At 68.4% G+C, this 25616-nt stretch carries 24 protein-coding genes; 9 read left to right on the top strand and 15 right to left on the bottom strand.

Annotation, left to right across the window (positions count from 1 at the left end; translation table 11 throughout):
* Positions 1-54: 54 nt before the first annotated feature.
* Both GCU53_RS14475 and ilvA read right to left on the bottom strand, forming a co-directional pair.
* Positions 55-564 carry a DUF2269 family protein gene (locus tag GCU53_RS14475; protein WP_152388238.1) on the bottom strand — a complete coding sequence of 170 codons (510 nt, stop codon included), beginning with the start codon at positions 562-564 and terminating at the stop codon, positions 55-57.
* 43 nt (positions 565-607) lie between these two features.
* Positions 608-2122: a threonine ammonia-lyase, biosynthetic gene (ilvA, locus tag GCU53_RS14470; RefSeq protein WP_152388237.1), complete on the bottom strand. Its 1515-nt coding sequence runs from the start codon at positions 2120-2122 to the stop codon at positions 608-610.
* Positions 2123-2270: 148 nt separating this feature from the next.
* On the opposite strand from ilvA, the gene rpiA reads away from it, so the two are divergent.
* Positions 2271-2951, top strand: coding sequence for a ribose-5-phosphate isomerase RpiA (gene rpiA, locus GCU53_RS14465; RefSeq protein WP_152388236.1), 681 nt, complete (start codon positions 2271-2273; stop codon positions 2949-2951).
* 32 nt (positions 2952-2983) lie between these two features.
* Here the strand turns inward: rpiA and GCU53_RS14460 are convergent, their stop codons facing one another.
* From GCU53_RS14460 to GCU53_RS14450, 3 genes are all read right to left on the bottom strand, one after another.
* Complete coding sequence (locus GCU53_RS14460; RefSeq protein ID WP_152388235.1) at positions 2984-3892, bottom strand: SdiA-regulated domain-containing protein; 909 nt, start codon at positions 3890-3892, stop codon at positions 2984-2986.
* Positions 3893-3999: 107 nt separating this feature from the next.
* Positions 4000-4665, bottom strand: a complete 666-nt coding sequence (locus tag GCU53_RS14455) for a fumarylacetoacetate hydrolase family protein (protein WP_152388234.1) — start codon at positions 4663-4665, stop codon at positions 4000-4002.
* Positions 4666-4849: 184 nt separating this feature from the next.
* Positions 4850-6241, bottom strand: coding sequence for an FAD-binding oxidoreductase (locus GCU53_RS14450; RefSeq protein WP_152388233.1), 1392 nt, complete (start codon positions 6239-6241; stop codon positions 4850-4852).
* Between the two features lie 205 nt (positions 6242-6446).
* Here GCU53_RS14450 and serA point away from each other — a divergent pair, with 205 nt between their 5' ends.
* The gene (gene serA, locus GCU53_RS14445; RefSeq protein WP_152388232.1) at positions 6447-7676 is read left to right on the top strand and encodes a phosphoglycerate dehydrogenase; all 1230 of its coding nucleotides are present in this window, start codon (positions 6447-6449) and stop codon (positions 7674-7676) included.
* A gap of 70 nt (positions 7677-7746) precedes the next feature.
* Here serA and GCU53_RS14440 read toward each other — a convergent pair whose 3' ends face one another.
* The 6 genes from GCU53_RS14440 to GCU53_RS14415 form a co-directional block, all read right to left on the bottom strand.
* Positions 7747-8646 carry an AEC family transporter gene (locus GCU53_RS14440; protein ID WP_152388231.1) on the bottom strand — a complete coding sequence of 300 codons (900 nt, stop codon included), beginning with the start codon at positions 8644-8646 and terminating at the stop codon, positions 7747-7749.
* A 51-nt stretch (positions 8647-8697) separates the two neighbouring features.
* Positions 8698-9555 (bottom strand): AbrB family transcriptional regulator, encoded by an 858-nt coding sequence (locus GCU53_RS14435; protein WP_152388230.1) that lies wholly within the window; start codon positions 9553-9555, stop codon positions 8698-8700.
* Between the two features lie 122 nt (positions 9556-9677).
* Positions 9678-10181, bottom strand: coding sequence for a 2-thiouracil desulfurase family protein (locus tag GCU53_RS14430; RefSeq protein ID WP_152388229.1), 504 nt, complete (start codon positions 10179-10181; stop codon positions 9678-9680).
* 33 nt (positions 10182-10214) lie between these two features.
* The gene (locus GCU53_RS14425) at positions 10215-10847 is read right to left on the bottom strand and encodes a 2OG-Fe(II) oxygenase (protein ID WP_208845517.1); all 633 of its coding nucleotides are present in this window, start codon (positions 10845-10847) and stop codon (positions 10215-10217) included.
* A 14-nt stretch (positions 10848-10861) separates the two neighbouring features.
* Complete coding sequence (locus GCU53_RS14420) at positions 10862-11959, bottom strand: IS630 family transposase (protein WP_152386219.1); 1098 nt, start codon at positions 11957-11959, stop codon at positions 10862-10864.
* A gap of 396 nt (positions 11960-12355) precedes the next feature.
* Positions 12356-14926 carry a M10 family metallopeptidase C-terminal domain-containing protein gene (locus GCU53_RS14415; protein WP_152389909.1) on the bottom strand — a complete coding sequence of 857 codons (2571 nt, stop codon included), beginning with the start codon at positions 14924-14926 and terminating at the stop codon, positions 12356-12358.
* Positions 14927-15283: 357 nt separating this feature from the next.
* Between GCU53_RS14415 and GCU53_RS14410 the strand changes: the two genes are divergently transcribed.
* Positions 15284-16024 carry a DUF2059 domain-containing protein gene (locus tag GCU53_RS14410; protein ID WP_152388227.1) on the top strand — a complete coding sequence of 247 codons (741 nt, stop codon included), beginning with the start codon at positions 15284-15286 and terminating at the stop codon, positions 16022-16024.
* Position 16025: 1 nt separating this feature from the next.
* Here the strand turns inward: GCU53_RS14410 and bipL are convergent, their stop codons facing one another.
* Positions 16026-16964 carry a phospholipase BipL gene (gene bipL, locus GCU53_RS14405; protein ID WP_152388226.1) on the bottom strand — a complete coding sequence of 313 codons (939 nt, stop codon included), beginning with the start codon at positions 16962-16964 and terminating at the stop codon, positions 16026-16028.
* A 111-nt stretch (positions 16965-17075) separates the two neighbouring features.
* Here bipL and GCU53_RS14400 point away from each other — a divergent pair, with 111 nt between their 5' ends.
* Positions 17076-17627, top strand: coding sequence for a DUF6436 domain-containing protein (locus GCU53_RS14400; RefSeq protein WP_152388225.1), 552 nt, complete (start codon positions 17076-17078; stop codon positions 17625-17627).
* 1 nt (position 17628) lies between these two features.
* Here the strand turns inward: GCU53_RS14400 and GCU53_RS14395 are convergent, their stop codons facing one another.
* The gene (locus GCU53_RS14395) at positions 17629-18489 is read right to left on the bottom strand and encodes an SDR family oxidoreductase (protein WP_152388224.1); all 861 of its coding nucleotides are present in this window, start codon (positions 18487-18489) and stop codon (positions 17629-17631) included.
* A gap of 88 nt (positions 18490-18577) precedes the next feature.
* Here GCU53_RS14395 and GCU53_RS14390 point away from each other — a divergent pair, with 88 nt between their 5' ends.
* The 3 genes from GCU53_RS14390 (at position 18578) to GCU53_RS14380 (ending at position 23061) form a co-directional block, all read left to right on the top strand.
* Positions 18578-19513 (top strand): hydrogen peroxide-inducible genes activator, encoded by a 936-nt coding sequence (locus GCU53_RS14390; protein ID WP_152388223.1) that lies wholly within the window; start codon positions 18578-18580, stop codon positions 19511-19513.
* Positions 19510-21585, top strand: a complete 2076-nt coding sequence (recG, locus tag GCU53_RS14385) for an ATP-dependent DNA helicase RecG (RefSeq protein WP_152388222.1) — start codon at positions 19510-19512, stop codon at positions 21583-21585. Before GCU53_RS14390 ends, recG begins: the two co-directional genes overlap by 4 nt.
* A gap of 78 nt (positions 21586-21663) precedes the next feature.
* Positions 21664-23061 carry an HDOD domain-containing protein gene (locus tag GCU53_RS14380; RefSeq protein WP_152388221.1) on the top strand — a complete coding sequence of 466 codons (1398 nt, stop codon included), beginning with the start codon at positions 21664-21666 and terminating at the stop codon, positions 23059-23061.
* A 218-nt stretch (positions 23062-23279) separates the two neighbouring features.
* Here the strand turns inward: GCU53_RS14380 and GCU53_RS14375 are convergent, their stop codons facing one another.
* Both GCU53_RS14375 and rd read right to left on the bottom strand, forming a co-directional pair.
* Positions 23280-23552, bottom strand: a complete 273-nt coding sequence (locus GCU53_RS14375) for an HU family DNA-binding protein (RefSeq protein ID WP_131252852.1) — start codon at positions 23550-23552, stop codon at positions 23280-23282.
* Positions 23553-23795: 243 nt separating this feature from the next.
* A complete protein-coding gene (rd, locus tag GCU53_RS14370) occupies positions 23796-23963 on the bottom strand; it encodes a rubredoxin (RefSeq protein ID WP_152388220.1) in 168 nt (55 codons plus the stop codon).
* Between the two features lie 182 nt (positions 23964-24145).
* On the opposite strand from rd, the gene GCU53_RS14365 reads away from it, so the two are divergent.
* Together GCU53_RS14365 and ubiA are read left to right on the top strand one after the other, a co-directional pair.
* On the top strand, positions 24146-24697 hold the full coding sequence (locus tag GCU53_RS14365; RefSeq protein ID WP_152388219.1) for a chorismate--pyruvate lyase family protein: 552 nt from the start codon (positions 24146-24148) through the stop codon (positions 24695-24697).
* Between the two features lie 29 nt (positions 24698-24726).
* On the top strand, positions 24727-25614 hold the full coding sequence (ubiA, locus tag GCU53_RS14360) for a 4-hydroxybenzoate octaprenyltransferase (RefSeq protein WP_152388218.1): 888 nt from the start codon (positions 24727-24729) through the stop codon (positions 25612-25614).
* The last annotated feature ends 2 nt before the right edge of the window (positions 25615-25616 follow it).

Below are 25616 nucleotides of genomic sequence, written 5' to 3'. Positions count from 1 at the left end.
CCGAATGAGGCCGACATCACAACCTGGAGGGCCGGCGATCGCGTGCGCCGAGCCTCAGACCGGCTTGATCACCATCAGCCCGAGGATGGCGGCGAAGCACGACACCCCGACCAGTGCCAGTCCCAGGCCGAGCCTGGCGCCCGCGCTGCGGCCGGCGACGCGCGCCGCCAGCCACAGGCCGCAGATGGCCCCCGGCAGGAACAGCAGCGAGCTGCCGAGCAGCCAGGGTTGCCCCAGCGGCCAGCCGGCCAGGTGCGCCAGCCACCAGCCACTGACCGGCAGGCCGATCAGGCAGAGCAGCAGCAGGACAGCACACAGCACAGGCCAAGCCGAGGTACGCGGGGGCGTCTCCGGCTCTGCCGTTGCCGCCACCTCCGCCTCCGCTGGCGTTTCCGCCACCGACTGCGCCGTCTCCACGCCCGCTTCCGTTTCGGCGATCACCTGCGCCGTTCTCATCAGGCGGGAACGCCCGCGCCAGCAGAATCCGGCGAGTGCGAAGAAAGCCACGAACAGCAGCACGCCGGCCACGCCGTGGAGCATCCTGAGCAGCGCGAAGTGTTCCATCGCTTGCACGTCCTTGTGAGGTCAGGCGGGAGGCGTTCGTGACTCAGCCGAGGAACAGCCGGTAGGCCGGGTTGTCGGTCTCGTCCCAGTACGGATAGCCGATGGCGTCGAGGGCCGCCGGCAGCAGGTGGCGCTCGCCCGCCGGCACCTGCAGGCCGGCCACCACGCGGCCATCGGCGGCGCCGTGGTTGCGGTAGTGGAACATGGAGATGTTCCAGCGCCCGCCGAGCTTGCTGAGGAAGTTGAACAGCGCGCCGGGCCGCTCGGGGAATTCGAAGCGCAGCACCACCTCGTCGCTGACGCCGGCCGCGTGGCCGCCGACCATGTGGCGGATGTGCAGCTTGGCCATCTCGTCGTCGGTCAGGTCGAGCACCGGGAAGCCCTGCTCGCGCAGGCTGGCCACCAGCTGCTCGCGCGGATCGTTCTCGGGATGGGTCTGCACGCCGACGAAGATATGCGCATGGTCCGGACGGTTGTAGCGGTAGTTGAATTCGGTGATCTGCCGCTTGCCGATGGCCTGACAGAACGCCTTGAAGCTGCCCGGCTGCTCGGGGATGGTCACGGCGATGATCGCCTCGCGCTTCTCGCCCAGCTCGGCGCGCTCGGCGACGTGGCGCAGGCGGTCGAAGTTGACGTTGGCGCCGGAGTCGATGGCCACCAGGGTCTGCCCGGCCGCCCCCTCGCGCTCGACGTAGCGCTTGATCCCGGCCACCGCCAGGGCGCCGGCCGGCTCGGTGATCGAGCGGGTGTCGTCGTAGATGTCCTTGATCGCCGCGCAGATCTCGTCGGTGCTGACGGTGACCACCTCGTCCACGTGGTGACGGCAGATGTCGAAGGTGCAGGCGCCGATCTGCGCCACCGCCACGCCGTCGGCGAACAGCCCGACCTGCGGCAGTACCACCCGCTCGCCGGCGGCCAACGCCGCCTGCAGGCAGTTGGAGTCCTCCGGCTCGACGCCGATCACCTTCACTTCGGGGCGCAGGTACTTCACGTAGGCGGCGATGCCCGCCACCAGCCCGCCGCCGCCGACCGGCACGAAGACGGCATCCAGTCGGCCCGGCTGCTGGCGGAGGATCTCCATGGCCACGGTGCCCTGCCCGGCGATCACGTCGGGATCGTCGTAGGGATGGATGTAGACGTAGCCCTTCTCCTCGACCAGCTTCAGCGAATAGGCCAGCGCCTCGGGAAAGGCGTCGCCGTGCAGCACCACCTTGGCGCCGCGGGCGCGTACCGCCTGGACCTTGATCTCCGGGGTGGTCCTGGGCATCACGATCACCGCCTTGATGCCCAGGTGCCTGGCCGCCAGGGCCACGCCCTGGGCATGGTTGCCGGCCGAGGCGGTGACCACGCCGCGCGCCAGCTCGGCCTCGCTCAGTTGGGCCACCTTGTTGTAGGCACCGCGGATCTTGAAGGAGAACACCGGCTGCAGGTCCTCGCGCTTGAGCAGGATCTGGTTGCCGAGACGCTCGGAGAGCTGGCGGGCGGGCTGCAGGGGAGTCTCGACGGCGACGTCGTAGACGCGCGAGGTGAGGATCTTCTTGACGTACTGTTCGAGCATCGGCGGACATCGGGAAGCAGGAAAGGAATGGGCCAGTCTACCCCGTCACCGTCCTGGCCGGCCACCCGTGGGCGGGCCGGCGGGCGCCAAGCCGGACCGGGCGCGGCTATAATCACGTCCGTCCCTCCCACTCGACGAAGATTCCCGCATGACCCAGGATCAGCTCAAGCAGGCCGTGGCCCAGGCCGCCCTCGACCACATCCTCCCGCATATTACCCAGAAGAGCATCGTCGGCGTCGGCACCGGCTCGACCGCCAACTACTTCATCGATCTGCTGGCCCGCTACCGGATGGACTTCGACGGCGCCGTGGCCAGCTCCGAGGCCACTGCTGCCCGTCTCAAGGGCCACGGCATCGAAGTGTACGACCTGAACAACGTCGCCGAGCTGGAGTTCTACGTGGACGGCGCCGACGAGTGCAACAAGTACCTGGAGCTGATCAAGGGCGGCGGCGCCGCGCTGACCCGCGAGAAGATCGTCGCCGCGGTGGCCAGGACCTTCATCTGCATCGCCGACGAGAGCAAGCGGGTCGACTTTCTCGGCGACTTCCCGCTGCCGGTGGAGGTGATTCCCATGGCCCGCAGCCATGTGGCGCGCCAGCTGGTCATGCTGGGCGGCGATCCGGTCTACCGCGAGGGCGTGGTGACCGACAACGGCAACGTGATCCTCGACGTGTACAACATGCAGATCACCAACCCCCGGCAGTTGGAGTCGGACATCAACAACATCGTCGGGGTGGTCTGCAACGGCCTGTTCGCCGCGCGCCCGGCTGACCTGCTGCTGCTCGGAACCCGCAACGGCGTGGAGCGCATCGAGCGCCCACGTCTCTGAGACAGGAATCAGGAACGGACGCCTGTCCGCACTCAGAGGGCAGCCCTGCGGAACACGTAGAAGCGGTTCGGCTCGCCGACCACGTAGAGGTTGCCCGCCTCGTCCATCGCCACGCCCTCGGCCTGACGGATGCCGCGATTCAGGCCGTTGAGGCCGCCGAGCAGGCTGACGAAGCTGAACGGCCGCCCTTCGCGGTCGAGCTCCACCAACAGACGCGACTCGTCGGACAGCAGCAGGAAATGACCGCTGCGCGGATCGACGGTCAGCGAGGACAGGTCGCGCACCGGCAGCCCCTCGCCGGGTAGCGGCTGCAGGTCGCCGGCGACTCCGCCCTCGGCGACGGCCAGGCCGAACAGCGCCGGAGGGCGCTCCATGGCCAGCAGCAGGCGATCCGTCCGCGCATCCCAACCCAGTCCCTCGAAGCCCTTGTTGCCGGCATCGGCGAAGCCCAGATCGTGGCGCTGCGCATCCTTCAGATCGAAGCTGTCCGCGCCCGGCGGCAGCCGGAACAGCGCCAGCAGGCGGCGGCGCTCGTCGACGATGGCCAGACGCCCGTCGCCGAGCGCCTCTACCCCTTCCGGATCGCTGAAGCCGGTCAGGCGGATGCGCCGCAGAACCGCACCTTCGGGGCTGAGCTCCACCAGTTGGGGATGCTTGCCGGTGACGGTGAACAGGGTGCCGGTCTGTGGGCTCCAGGTCAGGCCGGAGGTTTCGTCCTCCTCCAGGCCGCTCAGCTCGACCTCCAGTGCCAGCCGGTAGCCGGGCAGCCAGACGCCGGCGGCGCGCGCCGCCGGGGCCGTCCGGCATTCCTTCCAGGACAGCCTGAGCAGGTCGAGCCAGCGCCACTCGCGCCCGATCACCAGCACGGCCAGCCCCAGCAGCAGCAGGGCGAGATTGAGCAGCAGGCGCCGGCGGGGCGCGCGGGCGAAGGGAATGGGCATGGAGAGGCTTCCGCAGGACAAGGCAGCCCGGAAGCGTGCCAGGGCCGGCTTACGTGAAGATGAATTTGGCCAGCCGGCCGGGCACGCGACGCGCCCGGCCGGCTACCTTAGAGTACGCGGCTTTCGAAGCGGGACAGCCCGCTCAGCTCCAGCACCAGGCGGTCGCCGGAGGCGAGCGGACCGACGCCGGCCGGCGTGCCGGTGGAGACCACGTCGCCCGGCTGCAGGCTGAAGTGCCCGGCGATGTGCTGGATCAGCGCGACGATGGGGTTGAGCATGTCGCGGCTGTTGCCGTCCTGGCGCACTTCGCCGTTGATGGTCAGACGGATGCCGATGTCGGCGAGATCCTCGACGGCATCGCCGGACACGAAGGGCGCCAGCACGTAGGCGCCGTCGAAGGCCTTGGCCAGTTCCCAGGGCAGGCCCTTTTCCTTGAGCCTGGCCTGTACCTCGCGCAGGGTCAGGTCGAGGGCCGGGGCGAAGCCGGAGATGGCGTCGCGCACTTCCTCGGCGCTCGGCTGGTGCGACAGCGGCTTGCCGATCAGCACGGCGATCTCCGCCTCGTAGTGCACCTCGCCGCGATCCCGCGGAATGGCGAAGCCGCCCTCCAGCGGCACCGTGCAGCTGCCCGGCTTGATGAACAGCAACGGCTCGCTGGGCACCGGGTTGTTCAGCTCCCGGGCGTGCTCGGCGTAGTTGCGGCCGACGCAGACCACCTTGCCCAGCGGGTAGTGGATGCGCGTGCCGTCGAGGTATTGGTGCTGGTAACTCATGCAAGGCTCCTCGTGTCTTTCTGGCCTGAAGTCCATGGCGACGACTCTACGGCAAATCCGCACGGCGTCGAAGGCCTTTCCGAGTACGGACGCCGGACGAGCGCAGCGGACACGGGCCTTGTTCCGGGAGCGGGAAAGGACGGAAGCGCAGGCCGTCCGGGCCTGCGTCCGGGCTGCAGGCGGATCAGGCGAAGATCTTGCCGGGGTTCATGATGCCGTTCGGGTCGAACACCGCCTTGACCGCCTTCATGTAGGCGATCTCGGCCTCCGAGCGACTGTAGCCCAGGTAGTCGCGCTTGGTCATGCCCACGCCATGCTCGGCGGAGATCGAGCCGTTGTACTTCTGCACGATCTCGAACACCCACTTGTTCACCGTGGCGCACTTGGCGAAGAACTCGTCCTTGTCCATGGCATCGGGCTTGAGGATGTTCAGGTGCAGGTTGCCGTCGCCGATGTGGCCGAACCAGACGATCTCGAAGTCCGGATAGTGCTCGCCGACGATCGTGTCGATTTCCTTGAGGAAGGCCGGCACCTTGCCGATGGTGACCGAGACGTCGTTCTTGTATGGGGTCCAGTGGGAGATGGTCTCGGAGATGTACTCGCGCAGCTTCCAGAGGTTCTGCAGCTGCTGCTCGCTCTGGCTCATCACTCCGTCCAGTACCCAGCCCTGCTCGACGCAGTGCTCGAAGGTGGCCAGCGCCTGATCGGCGCGCTCGTCGGTAGTGGCCTCGAACTCCAGCAGCGCATAGAAGGGGCAGTCGGTCTCGAACGGCGCCGGCACGTCGCCGCGGGCCAGCACCTTGGCCAGCGCCTTGTCGGAGAAGAATTCGAAGGCGGTCAGGTCCATCTTGTCCTGGAAGGCGTGCAGCACCGGCATGATGGAGTCGAGGTCGGGCGTGCCGAGGACCATGGCGGTGAGGTTGGTCGGCGCGCGGTCCAGGCGCATGGTGGCCTCCACCACGAAGCCCAGGGTGCCCTCGGCGCCGATGAACAGCTGGCGCAGGTCGTAGCCGGTGGCGTTCTTGATCAGGTCCCTGTTCAGCTCGAGCAGGTCGCCCTTGCCGGTGACCACCTTGAGGCCGGCCACCCAGTTGCGGGTCATGCCGTAGCGGATCACCTTGATCCCGCCGGCATTGGTGCCGATGTTGCCGCCGATCTGGCTGGAGCCGGCGGAGGCGAAGTCGACCGGGTAGTACAGTCCCTTGTCCGCGGCGAAGTCCTGCAGCTGCCTGGTCACCACGCCCGGCTCGCAGACCACGGTGCGGTCGATCTCGTTGAACTGCAGGATGCGGTTCATGTAGTCGAAGGCCACCACCACTTCGCCATGGGCGGCGACGGCGGCGGCGGACAGCCCGGTGCGCCCGCCCGAGGGCACCAGCGCAACCTTGCGCTCGTTGGCCCAGCGGACGATGGCCTGGACCTGCTCTATGCTCTTCGGGAATGCGATGGCCAGGGGAGCCGGGGCGAAATGCTTGGTCCAGTCCTTGCCGTAGGCGTTGAGGGAATCGGCGTCGGTGAGCACCTTGCCGGGCTCCACCAGGGTCTTCAACTCGTCGATCAGGGCAGGATTGGTCATGGGCAACTCTCAAAGGATTCATGGCCGTCCTGAGTACCCTTCAAGTACCAGGAATGGCGGTTTGGCAAGCTCGATATGCTAGCATAGCCGCCCCGTAAGTCGTGCCTCCCGCCGATTTCCGGAACGGCTGTAGCCTTTTTCGGACAGCACTACCTTCGCTGCCGCCTACATCGCCACATACCTCCAGGAAAACAGGTTTACGTAGATGAGCAAGACCTCTCTCGACAAGGGCAAGATCCGCTTCCTTCTGCTGGAAGGCGTTCACCAGACTGCATTGGATACGCTCAAGGCTGCCGGCTACACCAACATCGAGTACCTGACCGGCTCGCTGCCCGAGGACCAGCTGAAGGAGAAGATCGCCGATGCCCACTTCATCGGCATCCGCTCGCGCACCCAGCTGACCGAGGAGGTCTTCGACTGCGCGAAGAAGCTGGTCGCGGTCGGCTGCTTCTGCATCGGCACCAACCAGGTCGACCTGGAGGCCGCCCGCGAGCGCGGCATCGCGGTGTTCAACGCGCCCTTCTCGAACACCCGCTCGGTGGCCGAGCTGGTGCTCGCCGAGGCGATCCTGCTGCTGCGCGGCATTCCCGAGAAGAATGCGGTCTGCCACCGCGGCGGCTGGCTGAAGAGCGCCAGCAACTCCTACGAGATCCGCGGCAAGAAGCTCGGCATCATCGGCTACGGCTCGATCGGCACCCAGCTCTCCGTGCTGGCCGAGAGCCTGGGCATGCAGGTGCTGTTCTACGACGTGGTGACCAAGCTGCCGCTGGGCAACGCCAGCCAGGTGGGCAACCTCTACGACTTGCTCGGCCAGTCCGACATCGTCACCCTGCACGTGCCGGAAACCGCCGCGACCAAGTGGATGATCGGCGAGAAGGAAATCCGCGCCATGAAGAAGGGCGCCATCCTGCTCAACGCCGCCCGCGGCACCGTGGTGGACATCGACGCCCTGGCCGCGGCCATCCAGGACAAGCACCTCAACGGCGCGGCCATCGACGTGTTCCCGGTGGAGCCGCGCTCGAACAACGACGAATTCGTCAGCCCGCTGCGCGGCCTCGACAACGTCATCCTCACCCCGCACGTCGGCGGCTCGACCATGGAGGCCCAGGCCAACATCGGTTCGGAAGTGGCCGAGAAGCTGGTCAAGTACAGCGACAACGGCACCTCGGTGTCCTCGGTCAACTTCCCTGAAGTGGCCCTGCCCTCGCACCCGGGCAAGCACCGCCTGCTGCACATCCACAAGAACGTCCCGGGCGTGATGAGCGAGATCAACAAGGTCTTCGCCGAGAACGGCATCAACATCTCCGGCCAGTTCCTGCAGACCAACGAGAAGGTCGGCTACGTGGTGATCGACGTCGACGCCGAGTACTCGGAAATGGCTCTGGAGAAGCTCCAGCAGGTCAACGGCACCATCCGCAGCCGCGTGCTGTTCTGATCGGTCCGCAGCCGCAGGCCGCCTGACGACGAGGCTCGTACCCCGGTACGGGCCTCGTCTTTTTCGGGCCCTACAGCTGCGCGCTGAGGAACACCCACAGCGGCAGGGTCAGCGCCGCCAGCAGGGTCGACAGGGTGATCGCCGAGCTGACCACCCCGCTGTCCTCCGGATGGCGGACGAAGCCGAACACGTTCACCCCGCTGGGACAGGCGGCCATGGCGGTCAGCACCGAGCTGGCCAGCGGTCCCAGCCCGAGCCCGGCGCACAGGGCGAGCACCGCCAGCGGGAACACCAGCAGCTTGGCGAAGACGATGCCGAGCGCCTCGCGGCTGGGGAGCAGACGGTAGCCGGAGAGATTGACCCCGAGCACGATCAGCGCACAGGGCAGCGCCGCCTGGCCCAGCCACTGGGTCAGGCGCTCGAGGGGCGCGGGCAGCTGCAGGCCGGAAAGGTTCAGCAGCACGCCTAGCAGCAGTCCGACGATCATCGGGTTGGCCAGGTTCAGCAGCAGGGAGCGGACATTCACGGCCTCCCTGGCGGCCAGCGCGCCGTACAGGCTCTGGAAGGAGAACAGCAGCAGGCTGTGGAAGGCCAGCACGGTGAACACGTAGACCAGTCCTGGGCTGCCGAACAGGCTGGCGACCAGCGGGATGCCCACCAGCACGTTGTTGGAGAAGCCGGCGGTCAGGCCGAACGGCGTGGGCCGTCCACGCAGCCGGTGGCCGATCAGGTTCACCGCGGCGAAGATGCCCAGGGCCGGCACGAAGTAGGCCACCAGCAGGCCGGGGGAAAAGCCTTCGTCCAGCGAGGCTTTGGCGATGCCGCTGAACAGCAGCATCGGCATGAACAGCTTGAAGGTCAGGTTGCCCAGTTCCCGGGCGGTCTGGTTGCCCAGCCACTGGCGGCGGCCGAGGACGTAGCCCAGCACGATCAGGGCGAAAATGGGCAGGATTGCTTGCAGGACGGCCACGACAGAAGAACTCCGGCAGCGTGAAAAGGGGGACCGGCGGCCGGCAGGCCGCTAGCGCTGCGCCAGGCGCATGATCTGCCGTGCGAAGAAGGCTCCCGTGAGAATCACCCCGAACAGGCGCAGGGTCTGCATGGCCAGCACCAGGCCGGCATCCGAGCGGGTGTCCACGGCGATGATCGCCATGGCATCCAGCCCGCCGGGGGTGGTCGCCAGGTAGACCGAGAGGAAGTCCTTGCCAAGCAGCAGCGCGATCAGCCAGGCCGACAGCGCGCAGAGCACGATCAGCACCACCGCGCCGACGATCATCGCCGGCAGGCGGCGCCAGACATGGCTCAGCGTCGCGAGATCGAAACGCAGTCCGATATAGCATCCGATCGCCCCGTAGGCCAAGGGCGGCAGCCACTCCGGCAGCCCCAGACGCAGCACGCCGCCCACCCGCACGTACTGCATGGTCGCCACCACGCGGCCGTCGGCGCCGTCCTCCTCGGCCATCGCGACCATCGCCGACGCCGCTCCCGGCGCCATCCCCCAGGCCGCGGTGCTGCCGGAAATGCCGCCGAACCAGACCAGCCCCAGGCTCACCAGCAGGCTGAGGGCCAGGGTCAGTGCCGTCGCCACCAGCATCACGTGCCAGGACTGCGCCAGGGCCAGCAGCACCGACAGGGTCATGGACTGGGCGACCAGGATGCCGACGCAGCCCTGCCCCAGCTTGAAGGCCGGCCTGGGCATGTGGATGGTCGCGCCGCCGACGCCGAAGGCCACGGCCACCAGCATGGGGCCGAGAAACCAGGCAGCCGGCAGGCCCAGGTGGCCGAGCAGCCAGCCGCCGGTCCCGGCAGCGGTCAGCAGGGCCAGCCACTGCAGCGCAGCGGGCCAGGTACGGAGCGAAAAACGCGGCGACTGCGACACCTCGGATTCTCCACGGCGAGGATGAGTGTCATCCGTACGAAAACGTACGTCCGGGAGGATTATTGACCGCACAATTGATCAGGTCTATCCGCTGCCGGGTAGCCATTGGTGGCAACCAATGGTCAGGACGCGTCGCCGTCCGCCTCCAGCGCTGCCAGGGCGGCGGCGGCCTCCGCCAGCTCCTCCTCGCTGAACACCTGCACGCCATGGCGGCGCAGCAGCGCGGCGGTGACGCCCTCGCCGGGCACCCGCCGGCCGGCGAAGCTGCCGTCGTAGTTCTCGCGATTGCCGCAGGAGGGGCTGCGCGCCTTGAGCACGGCGAGGCGGATGCCGTGCTCCTGAACCAGCTGCAGGGCGGCATGGGCGCCGGCGAGAAAGGCTGTACCGACATCCGCACCCTCGACGGTCAGCACGCCGCACTCGCCATCCAGCACCCGGGCGCCCTGCCCGCCGGGGATCTCCGCCGGCGGGCGGGGGGTCGGCAGGCCGCCGGCGACCTCCGGACAGACCGCCACCAGGCGGCCCTGGCGCCGCCACTCCTCGAGCGGGGCGAAGGGGCCGTGGGCGCCGCCGTCGTAGCGGACCCGCTCGCCGAGCAGGCAGCGGCTGACCAGGATCCTCTGCATCTCGGCACTCTGCCGGGCCGGCACGGACCGCGCCTACAGGGGGTTGTCGGCGCGCCGGCGGAACCAGCCGGTCAGCGACAGCCGTTCGCGGGACGCCGGCAGCACTTCGTGGGGGAAATCCGCCGACATGAAACAGGCCAGGGTGCCGCCCTGTGGCATCACGTCGTGCGTCCGGCCATTGGGCAGGTACAGGCGCAGTTCGCCCCCCTCGCCGGGCTGCCAGGCCGCGTTGAGGTAGAGCACCACGGTCACCGTGCGGCTGTCGTCGTCGCGGAAGCGGTCGAGGTGACGCTGGTAGAAGGCGCCCGGCGGATAGAGGGCGAAATGGCATTCGAGCTCCTCCAGACCGAGGAACAGCTCGCGGTTGAGGCTCTGGCGCAGGGACTCCATCAGCACCAGCCAGGCATCGCCCGGCGCGCACTGGCCGGGCTCCAGCCAGGCGGTGTAGTCGCCGCGCACACCCTCCTGCACCAGCTGCTGGCTGCCGCGGCCGATGGCGGCGGGGGTCAGTTCGCCGGCGGCGGCCCGCGCGCGGCACTCCGCCGCCAGTTCGGCGGTCAGCGCCGGAGGCAGGAAGATGCTCTGCTGCGACCAGCCGGGACCGGCCAGGTCGTCGACGATGCGCAGCAGCAGGGGATGATCGGGAGAGGTATGCATGGCGGGTATTCTAGTGTGGTGAATCACAAGTTCGCTTCATTATTTCTTTGCAAGGCTCGAGCAGCCCTGCCGACAGAGGCCAGGATTTCACCTGCTCCCTTACGCCAGCGGAAGGGCCTTGGATTCTGGTTGTAGGTCGCCAGGTAATACTCGATGGACTGCTCGAGATCCTTCACGCTGGTATGGGCCTGGCGCTTTATCCACTTCTGGGTGAGCATCGAGAAAAAGCGCTCCACCAGATTCAGCCATGACGCAGACGTCGGGGTGAAATGCACGTGATAACGCGGGTGTGCGACAAGCCAGGCACGCACCTTGTCGGTCTTGTGCACGGCATAGTTATCCATGATCAGGTGTATGGCCTTGTCGCTCTCGACCGTTTCCTCGATGGCCCTGAGAAACTCCAGGAATTCTGCGCTGCGGTGACGGCGCTTGAGACGTCCGATCACCTCGCCGGTGGCCACATCCAGGGCGGCAAACAAGGACGTCGTGCCATGGCGCTGATAATCATGGGTACGGGTCGCCGGATACCCAGGCTCCAGCGGCAGCCCCGGCTGTGTTCGATTGAGCGCCTGGATCTGGCTTTTCTCATCGACGCACAGTACCAGCGCTTTATCCGGCGGATTCAGGTAGAGCCCTACGATATCCTGCACCTTGTCGACAAAGGCAGGATCGGTGGACAGCTTGAAGGTGTGCTCCAGGTGAGGCTTGAGCCCGAAGGCTCGCCAGATACGCTGTACGCTCGCCGGTGAAATATGGGTGGCCTTGCTCATCCGGCGCGAGCTCCAATGGCTGGCATCGTCGGGCCGGGTCTGCCGCACCCGGTCGACCACTTCCTGGACCTTTTCATCACTGATGCTGCGTGGGCGGCCTGAGCGCGGCTCGTCATTGAGGCCTTGCAGGCCCAAACGGGCGAAGCGAAGGCGCCACCTCGAAACGGTTTGCGCCGTAATGCCGAGCCGTCGAGCAATGGAAGAGCCGGACTCGCCTCGAGCGCAGGACAGAATGATCTCGGCGCGCAGCTGCATATCGGCAGGCCCCTTGTGCCTGGCTCGGCGGCGGGTGAGTTCGGCATGCTCGTGTTCGGTCAGTTCGATCCGAACGGCTGGGCGGCCTGTTTTCATCGCATGCCCTCCGAAAAAACTCTGCCAGCTCCGCGGTAGACAAGTCTTATCCTGAGTAGTTGTGATTCACCACACTAGATTCTGGCGACATTTTGGAGTAGACCGTCGACATGTCCTGAAGCAGGGATCCGTTGGCGTTTCGGCGCGAGCCACGCTGCCGTGCCGAACAGGCCCTTGTCGCGCCCTCCCAAACGTCGAGCGGAATGCATGGACGAGCAAGGATGGCATCGAAACGATGCGCTCATGGACTGAGAACGCCTGCCGGATGAAGCGCCAGGCAGCGAGTGCGCAGGCGGCAAGGCGGTACAAGCAGAGATGCCGGCCGGGCGTTATCCCGGGACCGGATTCTCCCGGCAGGGCGAGGCTCTCATCCAGCGAGCCGCGCCCCGGGTTTTCTCAACCCGCCGGCTCGATCTGCGGGATGCCGACGATCAGGAGCTGGCCGGTCGGGTCGGCTGCTGTGGCGAAGAGAAAGTCGTCGGTGGAGAGCCGGTCGCCGTAGTCGCCCTTCAGGACGAGTTCGAAACGCCGTCCCTCGGCATCCGCCTCGAAGCTCTTGAGGTAGGTGCGCGTGCCGGCGTCGTTCACCCGCACCGCCAGGGTGCCGCCGTGGCCGTCGCCCAGGCCGGTGAAGCCGAGCGCCGAGAGGTCGATGCGGTCCTCGCCGGCCTCGAAGTCGAGGATCAGGTCGCTTGAGCCCGCGCCATCGGTGCGGTGGCTGTCCTCGCGGCTCGAAAAGCGGAACAGGTCGGCACCGCTGCCGCCGGCCAGGGTGTCGCGCCCGAGGCCGCCGTCGAGGCTGTCGCCGCCGGCACCGCCATGCAGGTAGTCGTCTCCGGCCCCGCCGGCGAGGCTTTCCGCCGCTGCGCGGCCGATCAGGCGGTCGCCGGCCGCACCGCCCGCGAGGGCCACCGGGACGAAGAGCAGATTGCCGCTGTCGAGCCGGCCGGCGAGGTCGCCTTCCAGGACGAGCTCGAAGCGCCGCCCTTCGGCATCCGCCTCGAAACTTTTCAGATAGGTCCGCGTGCCGGCCTCGTTCACCCGCACGGCCAGGGTGCCGTCGCGGCCGTCGCCCAGCCCGACGAAGCCCAGCGCCGAGAGGTCGAGCTGGTCCTCGCCGGGATCGAAGTCGAGGATCCGGTCGGCGAAGCTCTCGCTGTCGGTGCGGTAACTGTCCTCGCGGGCCGAGACGCGGAACAGGTCGGCGCCGCTGCCGCCGATCAGCCGGTCGCGCCCGGCGCCGCCGTCGAGCAGGTCGTCGCCGCCGGCGCCATGCAGGCGGTCGTCGCCGTCCCCGCCGGTGAGAATTTCCGCCAGCGGGCTACCGGTCAGTCTGTCGTCGGCCGCAGTGCCTTCGAGGACGAGCGGCGCGAAGATCAGGTTGCCGCTGTCGAGCTGGCCGGCAAGATTGCCCTTCAGCGAAATCTCGAAGCGCCGCCCCTCGGCATCCGCCTCGAAGCTCTTGAGGTAGGTGCGCGTGCCGGCGTCGTTCACCTGCACCGCCAGGGTGCCGTCGTGGCCGTCGCCCAGCCCGGTGAAGCCGAGCGCCGAGAGGTCGATGCGGTCCTCGCCGGGATCGAAGTCGAGGATGCGGTCGGTTGAGCCCTCGCTGGCGGTGCGGTAGCTATGATCGCGGCTCGAGACGCGGAACAGGTCGGCGCCCGTGCCGCCGCTCAGGCTGTCGCGCCCGGCGCCGCCGTCGAGGACATCGTTGCCGTCCTTGCCGAGGATCGAGTCGCGCCCGTCGCTGCCGATCAGCAGGTCGTCGCCGTCGCTGCCCTCGAGAGTCACGGCCTCCTCGTCCGGCACCCCGAAAGTCGTGTCGAGCGAGCCGTCGGCGTTCAGCCGGATCGCACCGATGTCGTACCTGCGGGTATCGAGGTTGTAGCTGGAGCCCGAGATCAGGATCCTGCCATCGGGCTGCACGGCCAGACTTTGGCCCTCGTCATAGCTACCTGCGATATCGAAGACGACCTTGCCGTCGCTGCCGAAGCCGGTGTCGAGGCTGCCATCGGCGTTCAACCGGAGCGCGCTGAAATCGTAAGTCCCGTTGGCGGGGTTGAAGCTGGATCCCGCCAGCAGGATCCTGCCGTCGGGCTGCACGCTCAGGCTGTAGCCTTGGTCGTCGCTTCCAGCGATATCGAGGACGGCCTTGCCGCCGCTGCCGAAGCCGGTATCGAGGCTGCCGTCGGCGTTCAGGCGGATCACGCCGAAGTCGTCATTGATGCTGCCGCCCAGCAGGATCTTGCCGTCGGCCTGCACGCTCAGGCCATAAGCATGATCGTCGCCATTGCCGCCCCCATCGAAGATGGCCGTGCCACCGCTGCCGAAGCCGGTGTCGAGAGTACCGTCGGCGTTCAGCCGGACCACGCTGAAATCGTAAGTCCCGTTGCCGGGGTTGAAGCTGAATCCCCCCAGCAGGATCTTGCCGTCCGGCTGCACGGCCAGGCTATGAACATAATCGGAGTCGCCCGCAATATCGAAGGCAACCATGCCGGCGCTGCCGAGGCCAGTATCGAGGCTGCCGTCGGCATTCAGCCGGATCGCGCCGAAGTCGCCATCGATGCTGCCGCCCAGCAGGATCCTGCCATCGGCCTGCACGGCCAGGTCATAGCCGTAATCGTCGCCGCTGTCGAAGATAAACCTGCCGTCGCCGCTGAAGCTGGTATCGCGGGAGCCGTTGGCGTTCAGCCGGATCGCGCTGAAATCGTGATTGCCAGTGCCGGGGTTGAAGCTGTATCCCGCCAGCAGGATTCTGCCGTCGGGCTGCACGGCCAGGCTTCGGCCGTAATCGTAGTCGCCGGCGATATCGAAGGTGGCCTTGCCATCGCCGCTGAAGCCGGTGTCGAGGATACCGTCGGAGCTCAACCGGAGCACGCCGAAGTTCGATGAGCCCTGACCGCCTATCAGAATCCTGCCATCGGATTGCAGAGCCAGGCCATAGCCGTAATCGTGCCCTCCGACCATATCCATGAGCAGCTTACCGGTGCTCGCTGTCGATGCTTCCATTCAACGATCCTTTCGGGTTGTCCCGTGTTGTTGTCATCGGGCGGTTTGCAGCCTCTGGCGAAGCCTTCGCACAAGACCCCGGGCGACGGGCGCCTGGACCAGCCCGGGGCAGGCGAGATGGAGCCCACCGCGCGTAGCGGATGCGCCGGCAGAGCGGCAGCCTACGCACCTGCCAAGCTCAGGCAGCGCCAAACGGCATTGGTTCGCCATGACGAAGTCTCTGGAGGCTCCCGGCCCCCGTCTCCATGCCGGTGCGGCCCTCGACTTTTGCGCGCGGGGCCGTCGACAATAGCGCCTCGAACGACCGGAGACCCCATGCGCGCCCTCGCCTTCCTCGTCCTCGCCCTGCTCAGCCTGCCCGGCTTTGCCGACGACTACCTGCAGCTCTACCGGAGCGGAGGCTGGCCAGAGCAGCGCGAGCACTTCCACGCCGCCCTCGCCGCCGCCCAGCAACGCTACCGGGCCAACCTGCCGCCGGCGATCTACCAGACCCTGGTCGACAACAGCAACCGGCGCTTCTCCCCCCAGGCCATGGACCGTCGCGCCCTGGCGGCGCTGCGCGCCCACCTGCCCCAGCCGGGGCCGGCGCTGACCTTCTTCGAGAGTCCGCTGGGCCGCAAGATCGTCGCCGCCGAACTGGCCGCCACCCGCAGCGACCAGTTGGCCAGGCATGCCAACGGCCTGCCGCGCATGCAGGCCGACGCCACCCGGCGCCTGCTGATTCGCCATCTGGCGCAGGCCATCCCGGCCGGCGAGGCTGGTGCCGAACTCAGCCTGGCGCTGGCCGGCGTGGCCGCCGACAGCCTCAGCCAGATGGTGCCCGGCTTCGGCCTGTTCGGCGGCGGCCAGACCCTCGGCATGCTCGACAACCAGCGCCAGCGCATCCGCACGGAGATCGAGCAGGATCTCGACAACACCCTGATGTATGTCTACCGGGACCTGTCCGACCCGGAGCTGGAGGAGTTCGTCGACTTCGCCCAGTCCCCCGCCGGCCAGGCCTACTACCAGGCCGCCCTGGCTGCCCTGCGCGCCGGCCTGGCGGTCGGCCAGCAGTGAGTCAACCCAACCGCTCGCGCAGGAAGTCGAAGTAGCGCTCGCGCAGCGCCTCGCGCTCGTTGGCCAGATGATGGCGCGCACTCGGCAGCATCAGGAGCTGCGGATCGCGGAACTTGCCCTGCAGAACGTTCAGGTTGTGCCGCCAGTCGACGGTCAGGTCGGCATCGCCCTGGATGATCAGCGGACTGCGCTCGCTACGCTCGGCCCCCTCGATCCGCGGAATCCAGCGCGCCAGTGCGCCAACCCAGGCGGTCGGCAGGATGCGCGCCTGCAACGGATCGCGCTGGATGAACTCGAGGAAGGCCGGATCGCCGGAGTTGTCGGTGAAGCGCCGCGGAATCGACGCGACGAACGGCCGGAGCGCCTGGTAGCTGAGCTTCGACAGGGCCCAGCTGCGCGGCCGCACCAGGGGGGCGAAGAGGATGGTCTCGCCCAGCTCCGGGCGCGGCGCGCCGGTCAGCAGGTAGTCGAGCAGGATGGCGCCGCCGGTGCTCTGTCCGAACAGGTGCCAGGGCTTGGGCAGATCGAGCGCGGCGGCTTCGGCCAACAGGCCCTGGAACACCGCCTGGTATTCGGCGAAGTCGTCGATGCTGGCCGGCGCGCCGCTGGACAGCCCGTGCCCCGGCAGGTCGCAGGACAGCACGGCGAAGCCCATGCCCAGCGCCCAGTCGAGCACGTGCCGGTAGAGCCCCATATGATCGTAGTAGCCGTGCAGCAGCAGCAGCGTCGCGCGCGGCCGCTCCGGCCACCAGACCTGGGCGACGACCCGGTAGGGGCCGACATTGAAACAGCCGAGACGGCCCCGTACACCCGGCCGCCGCTCGCCCAGGTCGAGCCCGTAATAGCGGCGGTAGGCCCGGATCTGCGGCGACTCGTCGCCGGCTGCGGCCAGGGGCTGCAGCAGGGGCCGCAGGAGATCGGGCTGGAAGGACTCTGACATGGCACGGCTCGTCCGCGAAGGAAACCACGCCCGACGGCTCGCCGTGCCGGCACCCTTCATCCGGCGGGCACGGCATGGCAAGCTTGGGCACCCTTTTCCCGTCTTTACGCCATGCCCTCCCCGAAGCGCAAGACCCTGCTCGCCATACTGCTCGGCATTCTCGGCCTCGCCGTCCTCGCTGCCGCCTACGACTGGTACCGCGGACGCTACCAGAGGACCGTGCTGTTCGATGCCGCCGACCTGCGCCTGCCGTCCGGCCTGGCAGGTCCCGGGCCGATCCGCCTGGTGCATTTCCACGACCCGGCCTGCCCCTGCAACGTCGGCAACCAGCAGCATCTGGCCGAACTGGTCGAGCGCTACGGCCCCAAGGGCGTGACCTTCCATGCCGTGCAGCGACCGGGCAGCCGCGGCGGCCTGCCGCCGGCACTGGCCGCGCTGCAGCCGCTGGCGGCACTCCCCGGCAGCGAGGGGCTGCCGGCCAGCCCGGCGCTGGCGATCTGGGACCGCCAGGGCCGCCTGGCCTACTTCGGCCCCTACAGCGAAGGGGCAACCTGCACCTCGGCCAACAGCTTCGTCGAGCCGATCCTCGATGCCCTGCTCGAGGGCCGCCCGGTACGGGCCGGCGGCACCCTGGCCGAAGGCTGCTTCTGCGAGTGGCGCTGACTCAGGCCTCGCCCAGCAGCGCCGCATAGCCCTCGCGGTAGTCGGGATAGCGCGGCGCCCAGCCGAGGGCGCGGGCGCGGGCGTTGCTGCAGCGCTTGCTGCCGCCGCGCCGGCCTATGCTCTCCGCACTCTCGCCGACCACGCCCAGCCGCCCGCGCAGCCAGGCCACTACCTCGTGCAGCGGCGCCGGCGCATCGTCCACGCCCAGATAGCAGTCGGCCAGCGGAACGCCGCGGGCATCGGCCTCGAGCAGGAAGGCGAGAAGCCCGGCGGCGTCGTCGCGGTGGATGCGGTTGCCATAGAGCGGCGGGGTCGGATCGACTCGGGTGCCGCGGCGAACCTGGCCGAGCAGCCACTCGCGGCCGGGTCCGTAGATGCCGGCCAGACGCACCACGCAAGCCGGCAGGCCGCAGCCCAGGGCCAGGCGCTCGGCCTCCAGCAGCACCTGCCCGGAGAAGCCGGAAGGCTCGGTCGGCGAGCTTTCGTCGACCCACTCGCCGTCCTGCTGGCCGTAGACCCCGGTACTGGAGACGAACAGCAGCCGCCGCGGCCGCTGGCCGTGCTGGGCCAGCCAATCCAGCACATGACGCAGGCCGTCGACATAGGCGGCGCGGTAGCCGGCCTCGTCGTGACGGCTGGCCGCCGCGCTGTAGACCAGGTAGTCGATCCGTCCCGGCGGCCAGTGCGCAGGGCACTGCGCGCTTTCGAGATCGCCATGCAGCGGCAGGATCGACGGCGGCAGGGCCGCCACCTGCCGACGCAGGCCGTGCACGCGCCAGCCGGCGGCGGCCAGCCGCTCGCCGAGGCGGCTGCCGACGTCGCCGCAACCGGCGATCAGCAGAACGGGCGCTGTGGTTCCCATGCAGATCTCCTCTTGTGGCGTCCGCAGGCATGGTTGGTTCTCGGCCACGCAAAGGCTATTCTTGATGGCGAGCTAATGGATATTCGCTATGACCCTCACCGAACTGCGCTACATCGTCACCCTCGCCCAGGAACAGCATTTCGGACGCGCCGCCGAGCGCTGCCACGTCAGCCAGCCGACCCTCTCGGTGGGCGTGAAGAAGCTCGAGGACGAACTCGGCGTGCTGATCTTCGAGCGCAGCAAGACCGCCGTACGCCTGACCCCGGTCGGCGAGGGCATCGTCACCCAGGCGCAGAAGGTGCTGGAGCAGGCGCAAAGCATCCGCGAACTGGCCCAGGCCGGCAAGAACCAGCTGGCCGCGCCGCTCAAGGTCGGCGCCATCTACACCATCGGCCCCTACCTGTTCCCGCACCTGATCCCGCAGCTGCACAAGGCGGCGCCGCAGATGCCGCTGTACATCGAGGAGAACTTCACCCACGTGCTGCGCGACAAGCTGCGCACCGGCGAGCTCGACGCGATCATCGTCGCCCTGCCGTTCAACGAGGCCGATGTGCTGACCAAGCCGCTCTACGACGAGCCCTTCTACGCCCTGCTGCCGGCCGACCATCCGTGGACCGCGCTGCGCACCATCGACAGCGAGATGCTCAACGACAAGAGCCTGCTGCTGCTCGGCGAGGGCCACTGCTTCCGCGACCAGGTGCTGGAAGCCTGCCCGTCGCTGCGCAAGAGCGACGAGGCGCACCGCCACACCACGGTGGAATCCAGCTCGCTGGAAACCATCCGCCACATGGTCGCTTCCGGGCTCGGCATCTCGGTGCTGCCGTTCACCGCGGTGAACAGCCATCACTATGCTCCCGGCGTGCTCGAGGTCCGTCCGCTGGCCTCACCGGTGCCGTTCCGCACCGTGGCCATCGCCTGGCGCGCCAGCTTCCCGCGGCCCAAGGCGATCGAGGTGCTGGCCGACTCCATCCGCCTGTGCTCGGTGACCCATTCGCCGGCCGGCCCCGCCCAGCAGAGCGTATGACCGGACTGGCGGCGGTTCCGGTCACCGCGCTCAAGGGCGTCGGCACGGCGCTGGCCGAGAGGCTCGCCCGGGTCGGCCTGGAGACCCTGCAGGATCTGCTGTTCCACCTGCCGCTGCGCTACCAGGACCGCACCCGCATCACCCCGATCGGCGCCCTGCGCCCGGGCCAGGATGCGGTGGTCGAGGGCACGGTGGCCGCCGCCGACGTCGTCATGGGCCGGCGCCGCAGCCTGCTGGTGCGCCTGCAGGACGGCAGCGGCACCCTCAGCCTGCGCTTCTACCACTTCAGCACGGCGCAGAAGGATGCGCTCAAGCGCGGCACCCTGCTGCGCTGCTACGGCGAGGTGCGCCCCGGCGCCTCGGGCCTGGAGATCTATCATCCGGAATACCGCGCGCAGGATGGCGACGAGCCGGCACCTGTGGAGCAGACCCTGACGCCCATCTACCCGACCACCGAAGGCCTCACCCAGCAGCGCCTGCGCGCCCTGACCGGGCAGGCCCTGGCCCGCCTCGGCCCGCACAGCCTGCCGGACTGGCTGCCGGCGGAGTTGGCCCGCGCCCACCGGCTCGGTGCGCTGGACGAGGCGATCCGCTATCTGCACCGGCCGCCGCCGGACGCCGATCTCGAGGAGCTGGCCGAAGGCCGGCACTGGGCCCAGCACCGTCTGGCCTTCGAGGAGCTCCTGACCCACCAGTTGTCCCTGCAGCGTCTGCGCGAGAACCTGCGCAGCCAGCAGGCCCCGGCCCTGCCGCCGGCCAGCAGGCTGCCGGGGCTGTTCCTCGCCAACCTCGGCTTCGCCCCCACCGGCGCCCAGCGTCGGGTCGGCCTCGAGATCGCCCACGACCTGAGTCAGTGCGAGCCCATGCTGCGCCTGGTGCAGGGCGACGTCGGCGCCGGCAAGACGGTGGTCGCCGCGCTGGCCGCACTGCAGGCCATCGAGGCCGGCTATCAGGTGGCACTGATGGCGCCCACCGAGATCCTCGCCGAGCAGCATTACCTCAATTTCAGCCGCTGGCTGGAGCCCTTGGGCATCGACATCGCCTGGCTGGCCGGCAAGCTCAAGGGCAAGGCGCGCGCCGCGGCGCTGGAGAAGATCGCCGGCGGCTGCCCGATGGTGGTCGGCACCCATGCGCTGTTCCAGGACGAGGTGCGCTTTCGCAACCTGGCCCTGGCGATCATCGACGAACAGCACCGCTTCGGCGTGCAGCAGCGCCTGGCCCTGCGCCAGAAAGGCGTCGACGGCCGCCTCTGCCCGCACCAGCTGATCATGACCGCCACGCCCATCCCGCGCACCCTGGCGATGAGCGCCTACGCCGACCTGGACACCTCGATCCTCGACGAACTGCCGCCCGGGCGCACCCCGGTGAACACCCTGGTGATCGCCGACAGCCGGCGCCTGGAAGTGATCGAGCGGGTCCGCGCCGCCTGCCTGGAGGGCCGCCAGGCCTATTGGGTGTGCACGCTGATCGAGGAATCCGAGGAGCTGACCTGCCAGGCCGCGGAAACCACCTTCGAGGAACTCTCCGCGGCCCTCGGCGAGCTGGCCGTCGGCCTGATCCACGGGCGCATGAAGCCGGCGGAAAAGGCCGCGGTGATGGAAGAGTTCAAGGCTGCCCGGCTGCAGCTGCTGGTCGCCACCACGGTGATCGAGGTGGGCGTGGACGTGCCCAACGCCAGCCTGATGATCATCGAGAACCCCGAACGCCTGGGGCTCGCCCAGTTGCACCAGCTGCGCGGCCGGGTCGGCCGCGGCAGCGCGGCCAGCCACTGCGTGCTGCTCTATCACGCGCCGCTGTCGCAACTCGGCCGCGAGCGCCTGGCGATCATGCGCGAGACCTCGGACGGCTTCGTCATCGCCGAGAAGGATCTGGAGCTGCGCGGTCCCGGCGAGATGCTCGGCACCCGCCAGACCGGCCTGCTGCAGTTCAAGGTCGCCGACCTGATGCGCGATGCCGATCTGCTGCCGGCGGTGCGCGAGGCGGCCCAGACCCTTCTGGCTCGCTGGCCGCAACATGTCAGCCCGCTATTGGAACGCTGGCTCCGTCATGGCCAGCAATACGGACAAGTCTGAGCATATTGGCGCAAGTCAGTGCGACGCCCGGCCGACTGGTTATACTGCTCCGACTTCGCCCCATCCGGCAGACGCCTAATGCCCGAGACCATGCCGAACGCCGCCGAGTTGCTGCAACCCCAGTTGCCACAGATTCTCCGGGATCTGCTGGGCAGGCTCGACGTTCCCGTGCGCATCGTCCATGAGCGACCGGGCTCCTCCCAGCCACGGGTACAGGCCGTGCTGCTCGAGGACGAGATCGGCAGCCTGCTGGTGCTGTTTCCCCGCGACCAGTTGCTCGACCTCCACCGCCTGAAGACGGCCATCGGCCGCAGCCTCGTCCCGGCCGAGGGTCGCCTGCGGCAGCTGTTCGAGCGCGAGCGGCTGAGCGCGCTCCCCGGCCTGCCAGCTCTGATCGACAGCCCCTGCCTGTACGACGAGCGACTGCTGCAGGGGCCGAGCATGCTGCTCGACTCCGGCCAGCCCCATGTGCTCCTGGAGATCGACAGCGAGGTCTACTGCGGCCTGCTCGTCGATGCCAGCCGTGCCCGCTTCGGCGTGCCGCTGATCCTGCTGCGCCACAACCTGCAGATGCATGCCGAGGATCCGATGGAAGCCGTGCAGGGCTTCACTGCCCGGCGCATCCGTCAGCGCCTGGAGCGCCGGGTGGAGATTCCGCCGCGCCAGAACACCGTGCGTCGCATCCGCCAGTTGCACGGCAATCCGCGGGCCTGCAGCGACGACGACGTCACCTACCTGATCGAGACCGATCCGGCTCTCGCCGCCCAGGTGGTCAGTTGGGCCGGACTGGCCGGCACCGCCCACCATCCTTCACCGGAGCGCGTGCTCTCGGTGGAGGACGCCATCGTCCGGGTGCTCGGCTCCGATGTGGTGCTCAACCTGTCGCTCGGCCTGTCCGAGGGCAAGCCCGACGAACGTACCGCACCCCATGAGGACCTGACCCCCTACTGGGAGGAGGCCCTCTACACCGCCACCCTGATGGACGGCCTGTGCCGGGCGATGCCGCGCGGCAAACGGCCGGAGCCGGGCCTGGCCTACCTGGCCGGACTGCTGCACAACTTCGGCTACCTGACCCTCGCGCACATTTTCCCCTCCTACTTCAGGCTGCTGAGCCAGCACCTGCAGATCAACCCGCACGTGCCGCACACCCTGATCGAACACCATCTGCTCGGCATCACCCGCGAGCAGATCGGCGCCTGGCTGATGGAGCACTGGCGGATGCCCGAGGAGCTGTCGGTCGCGCTGAGCTACCAGCACGATCCCGACTATCGCGGTCGCCATGCGGTCTATGCCAACCTGGTCTACCTGGCGGTCAACCTGCTGCGCAACCGCGGCATCGGCGGCACGCCGCAGGAGGAGATTCCACAGCGGCTGCTCGACGGCCTGGGGTTGACCAGGGCCAGGGCCGAGGAGGCGCTGGACCGGGTGCTGGCCGCGGAAACGGCACTGCGCGCACTGCTGGCGAATCCGGAATAAGGCGTGGGTCGGGGCGGCCTCGGTCGTCCGGGCGCTGTTCGAGCGGTCGGCCAGAGCTTCTGGCAGGAACGAAAAAGGCAGGAAGATGAGGGAATGCCGCAGCCGGAATCGGCTACTGCAGATGGTTCCGCGGTACGCCGGACAGGCGCGGCCTGCCGCCGGCCGCAAGAGGCAATCGCCCGAACCCCTCCCGTTCGGGCGACACGGACCTCACTCGATCAGTTGACCGCATCCCGGAGCGATTTGCCCGGCTTGAAGGCGACCGTGTTGCTGGCCCTGATCTTGACCGGCTGGCCGGTCTGCGGATTCTTTCCGGTCCGGGCGCCGCGATGGCGCTGCATGAAGGTGCCGAAACCGACCAGGGTGACGCTGTCCTTGCGGTTCAGCGCGCTGGTGATTTCCTCGAGCATCGCATTGAGTACCCGATTGGCCTGGTCCCGAGTGAGATCGGTCTTTTCGGCGATGGCAGCAGCGAGTTCCGGTTTACGCATGATTACCTCTTTGACGTTTCTTGTTGTTGTATCCGTACGCTCTTCCCGAGGCTGCAACGGCTCCTTGCTGCAGCCGATACTGGGAGAATGGCATGGCCTACGGCTCTTCGCCAGTCATCCCGCGTCCTTGAGCGGCGCGGGATGACGGAGCACTACGATCGGTCTCGTCGCCGGGCGGGAACGGAGCCCGCGCACACGGCGTTCACTCAACATGGAAAATCGTTTAAAATCAGCCAGAATGGGTCAAACGATCTCGATCATCTCGAAATCCTGCTTGCTGGCACCACATACGGGGCACAGCCAGTCGGACGGCACGTCTTCCCAGGCCGTTCCGGGCGCGATGCCCTCCTCCGGCAGACCGCCGGCCTCGTCGTAGACAAACCCGCAGACGATGCATTGCCACTTGCGCATGGCTGACCTCCCGCTGTCGCGATGGGCCCCACGCTACTGCAAGTCGCCGGCAACGCCAAGACCGGCGCAGAAGCTGGAACGGCCGTACCTGCCGATCCCTGCCCAGCACCATGCGAGCATGGCAACAATCGGCGCCAGGCCCTAGACTCGCTTCCCCGCCCACTCTGCCGGAATGCCTTCCCGTGACCGCTGTTCCCGCTTTTCACTGGCTCGGCGCCGACCAGTTGCACCCTGCCCCCCCGGCCTGCCTGGCCGACTGGCTGTTCGACCCCGACTCGCTGACCCGCCGGCTGACCGCCCTCTCCGCCGGCCGCTTCGCCGTGACGCCGCAGGCCGAAGGCTGGCAGGTCCTGCGCGACGACGAGTGCGTCGCCCTCGGCGTGACGCCGGGCAGCGAAGGCTGGGTGCGCGAGGTCTACCTGCTCGGTGCGGACCGGCCCTGGGTATTCGCCCGCAGCGTGGCAGCGCGCGTGGCCCTGGAGGGCTTTACCACGGTGCTCGCCGAGCTGGGGCGGCGCCCCCTTGGCGAGCTGCTGTTCAGCGATCCGGCCTTCGCCCGCGGCCCGCTCCAGGCCACGCGTTATCCGGCGGCCTGGCTGCCGATCGGTATACGCCGCCCGGGACTCTGGGGACGGCGCTCCTGCTTCCAGCGCAAAACCCTGAAGGTGCTGGTGGCGGAGGTCTTCCTGCCGGATCTCTGGCGGCACCAGGGAATCGATCCGGACGCCTTATAATCCGCCGGAGCCGTTCGGGAGAGCCGACCATGTACACCGCCCTGCTGCAATCGATGAACCACCTGCACCCCCGCGCCTGGGACTTCATCCAGCTGATGCGCCTGGACCGGCCGATCGGCATCTACCTGCTGCTCTGGCCGACCCTCGGGGCGCTGTGGATCGCCGCCGACGGCCAGCCCAGCCTCAAGCATGTGCTGATCTTCACCTGTGGCGTGATTCTCATGCGCTCGGCCGGCTGCGTGATCAACGACTTCGCCGACCGCAACTTCGACGGCCACGTCAGCCGCACCCGCCAGCGCCCGCTGGCGACCGGCCGGATCAGGACGCGCGAGGCCTGGGCGCTGTTCGCCGTGCTGGTGGCGCTGAGCTTCGGCCTGGTGCTGCTGACCGACCCGACCACCGTCGCCCTGTCCTTCGGCGCCCTGGCGGTGGCCTCGCTCTACCCCTTCATGAAGCGCTACACACACCTGCCGCAGCTGGTGCTCGGCGCAGCCTACTCCTGGGGCATCCTGATGGCCTTCAGCGCCGCGACCGGCCGCCTGCCACTCGAGGCCTGGCTGCTCTACCTCGCCAACCTGGCGTGGACCGTGGGCTACGACACCTACTATGCGATGACCGACCGCGAGGACGATCTGAGGATCGGCGTGAAGTCCACCGCCATCCTCTTCGGCGCCGCCGACCGGACGATCATCCTCGCCCTGCAGGGCCTGACCCTCGGCCTGCTGCTGGTGGTCGGAATGCGCCAGGAGTTCGGCCTGTATTTCCACCTCGGCCTGCTGGCGGCCGCCCTGTGCTTCGCCTGGGAATTCGCCGCCACCCGCCGGCGCGAGCCGCAGGCCTGCTTCCGGGCTTTCCTGCACAACCATTGGGCCGGTCTGGCGGTCCTGATCGGCCTGGTCCTCGACTACAGGCTCTAGCC

It is taken from the genome of Azotobacter salinestris (assembly GCF_009363155.1).
GTDB classification, from domain to species: domain Bacteria; phylum Pseudomonadota; class Gammaproteobacteria; order Pseudomonadales; family Pseudomonadaceae; genus Azotobacter; species Azotobacter salinestris.
Note: the sequence above shows the minus strand (reverse complement) of the source record. Positions and strands in the feature narration are given on the sequence as shown.

Bases quoted from the DNA above. Each gene is read 5' to 3' on its own strand.
- GCU53_RS14390 (WP_152388223.1), top strand. From the start codon at position 18,578: ATGACCCTCACCGAACTGCGCTACATCGTCACCCTCGCCCAGGAACAG.
- GCU53_RS14455 (WP_152388234.1), bottom strand. From the start codon at position 4,665: ATGAGTTACCAGCACCAATACCTCGACGGCACGCGCATCCACTACCCG.
- bipL (WP_152388226.1), bottom strand. From the start codon at position 16,964: ATGTCAGAGTCCTTCCAGCCCGATCTCCTGCGGCCCCTGCTGCAGCCC.
- recG (WP_152388222.1), top strand. From the start codon at position 19,510: ATGACCGGACTGGCGGCGGTTCCGGTCACCGCGCTCAAGGGCGTCGGC.
- GCU53_RS14450 (WP_152388233.1), bottom strand. From the start codon at position 6,241: ATGACCAATCCTGCCCTGATCGACGAGTTGAAGACCCTGGTGGAGCCC.
- serA (WP_152388232.1), top strand. From the start codon at position 6,447: ATGAGCAAGACCTCTCTCGACAAGGGCAAGATCCGCTTCCTTCTGCTG.
- GCU53_RS14400 (WP_152388225.1), top strand. From the start codon at position 17,076: ATGCCCTCCCCGAAGCGCAAGACCCTGCTCGCCATACTGCTCGGCATT.
- rpiA (WP_152388236.1), top strand. From the start codon at position 2,271: ATGACCCAGGATCAGCTCAAGCAGGCCGTGGCCCAGGCCGCCCTCGAC.
- GCU53_RS14415 (WP_152389909.1), bottom strand. From the start codon at position 14,926: ATGGTCGGAGGGCACGATTACGGCTATGGCCTGGCTCTGCAATCCGAT.
- ubiA (WP_152388218.1), top strand. From the start codon at position 24,727: ATGTACACCGCCCTGCTGCAATCGATGAACCACCTGCACCCCCGCGCC.
- rd (WP_152388220.1), bottom strand. From the start codon at position 23,963: ATGCGCAAGTGGCAATGCATCGTCTGCGGGTTTGTCTACGACGAGGCC.
- GCU53_RS14420 (WP_152386219.1), bottom strand. From the start codon at position 11,959: ATGAAAACAGGCCGCCCAGCCGTTCGGATCGAACTGACCGAACACGAG.
- GCU53_RS14395 (WP_152388224.1), bottom strand. From the start codon at position 18,489: ATGGGAACCACAGCGCCCGTTCTGCTGATCGCCGGTTGCGGCGACGTC.
- GCU53_RS14375 (WP_131252852.1), bottom strand. From the start codon at position 23,552: ATGCGTAAACCGGAACTCGCTGCTGCCATCGCCGAAAAGACCGATCTC.
- GCU53_RS14475 (WP_152388238.1), bottom strand. From the start codon at position 564: ATGGAACACTTCGCGCTGCTCAGGATGCTCCACGGCGTGGCCGGCGTG.
- GCU53_RS14410 (WP_152388227.1), top strand. From the start codon at position 15,284: ATGCGCGCCCTCGCCTTCCTCGTCCTCGCCCTGCTCAGCCTGCCCGGC.
- GCU53_RS14430 (WP_152388229.1), bottom strand. From the start codon at position 10,181: ATGCAGAGGATCCTGGTCAGCCGCTGCCTGCTCGGCGAGCGGGTCCGC.
- GCU53_RS14380 (WP_152388221.1), top strand. From the start codon at position 21,664: ATGCCCGAGACCATGCCGAACGCCGCCGAGTTGCTGCAACCCCAGTTG.
- ilvA (WP_152388237.1), bottom strand. From the start codon at position 2,122: ATGCTCGAACAGTACGTCAAGAAGATCCTCACCTCGCGCGTCTACGAC.
- GCU53_RS14460 (WP_152388235.1), bottom strand. From the start codon at position 3,892: ATGCCCATTCCCTTCGCCCGCGCGCCCCGCCGGCGCCTGCTGCTCAAT.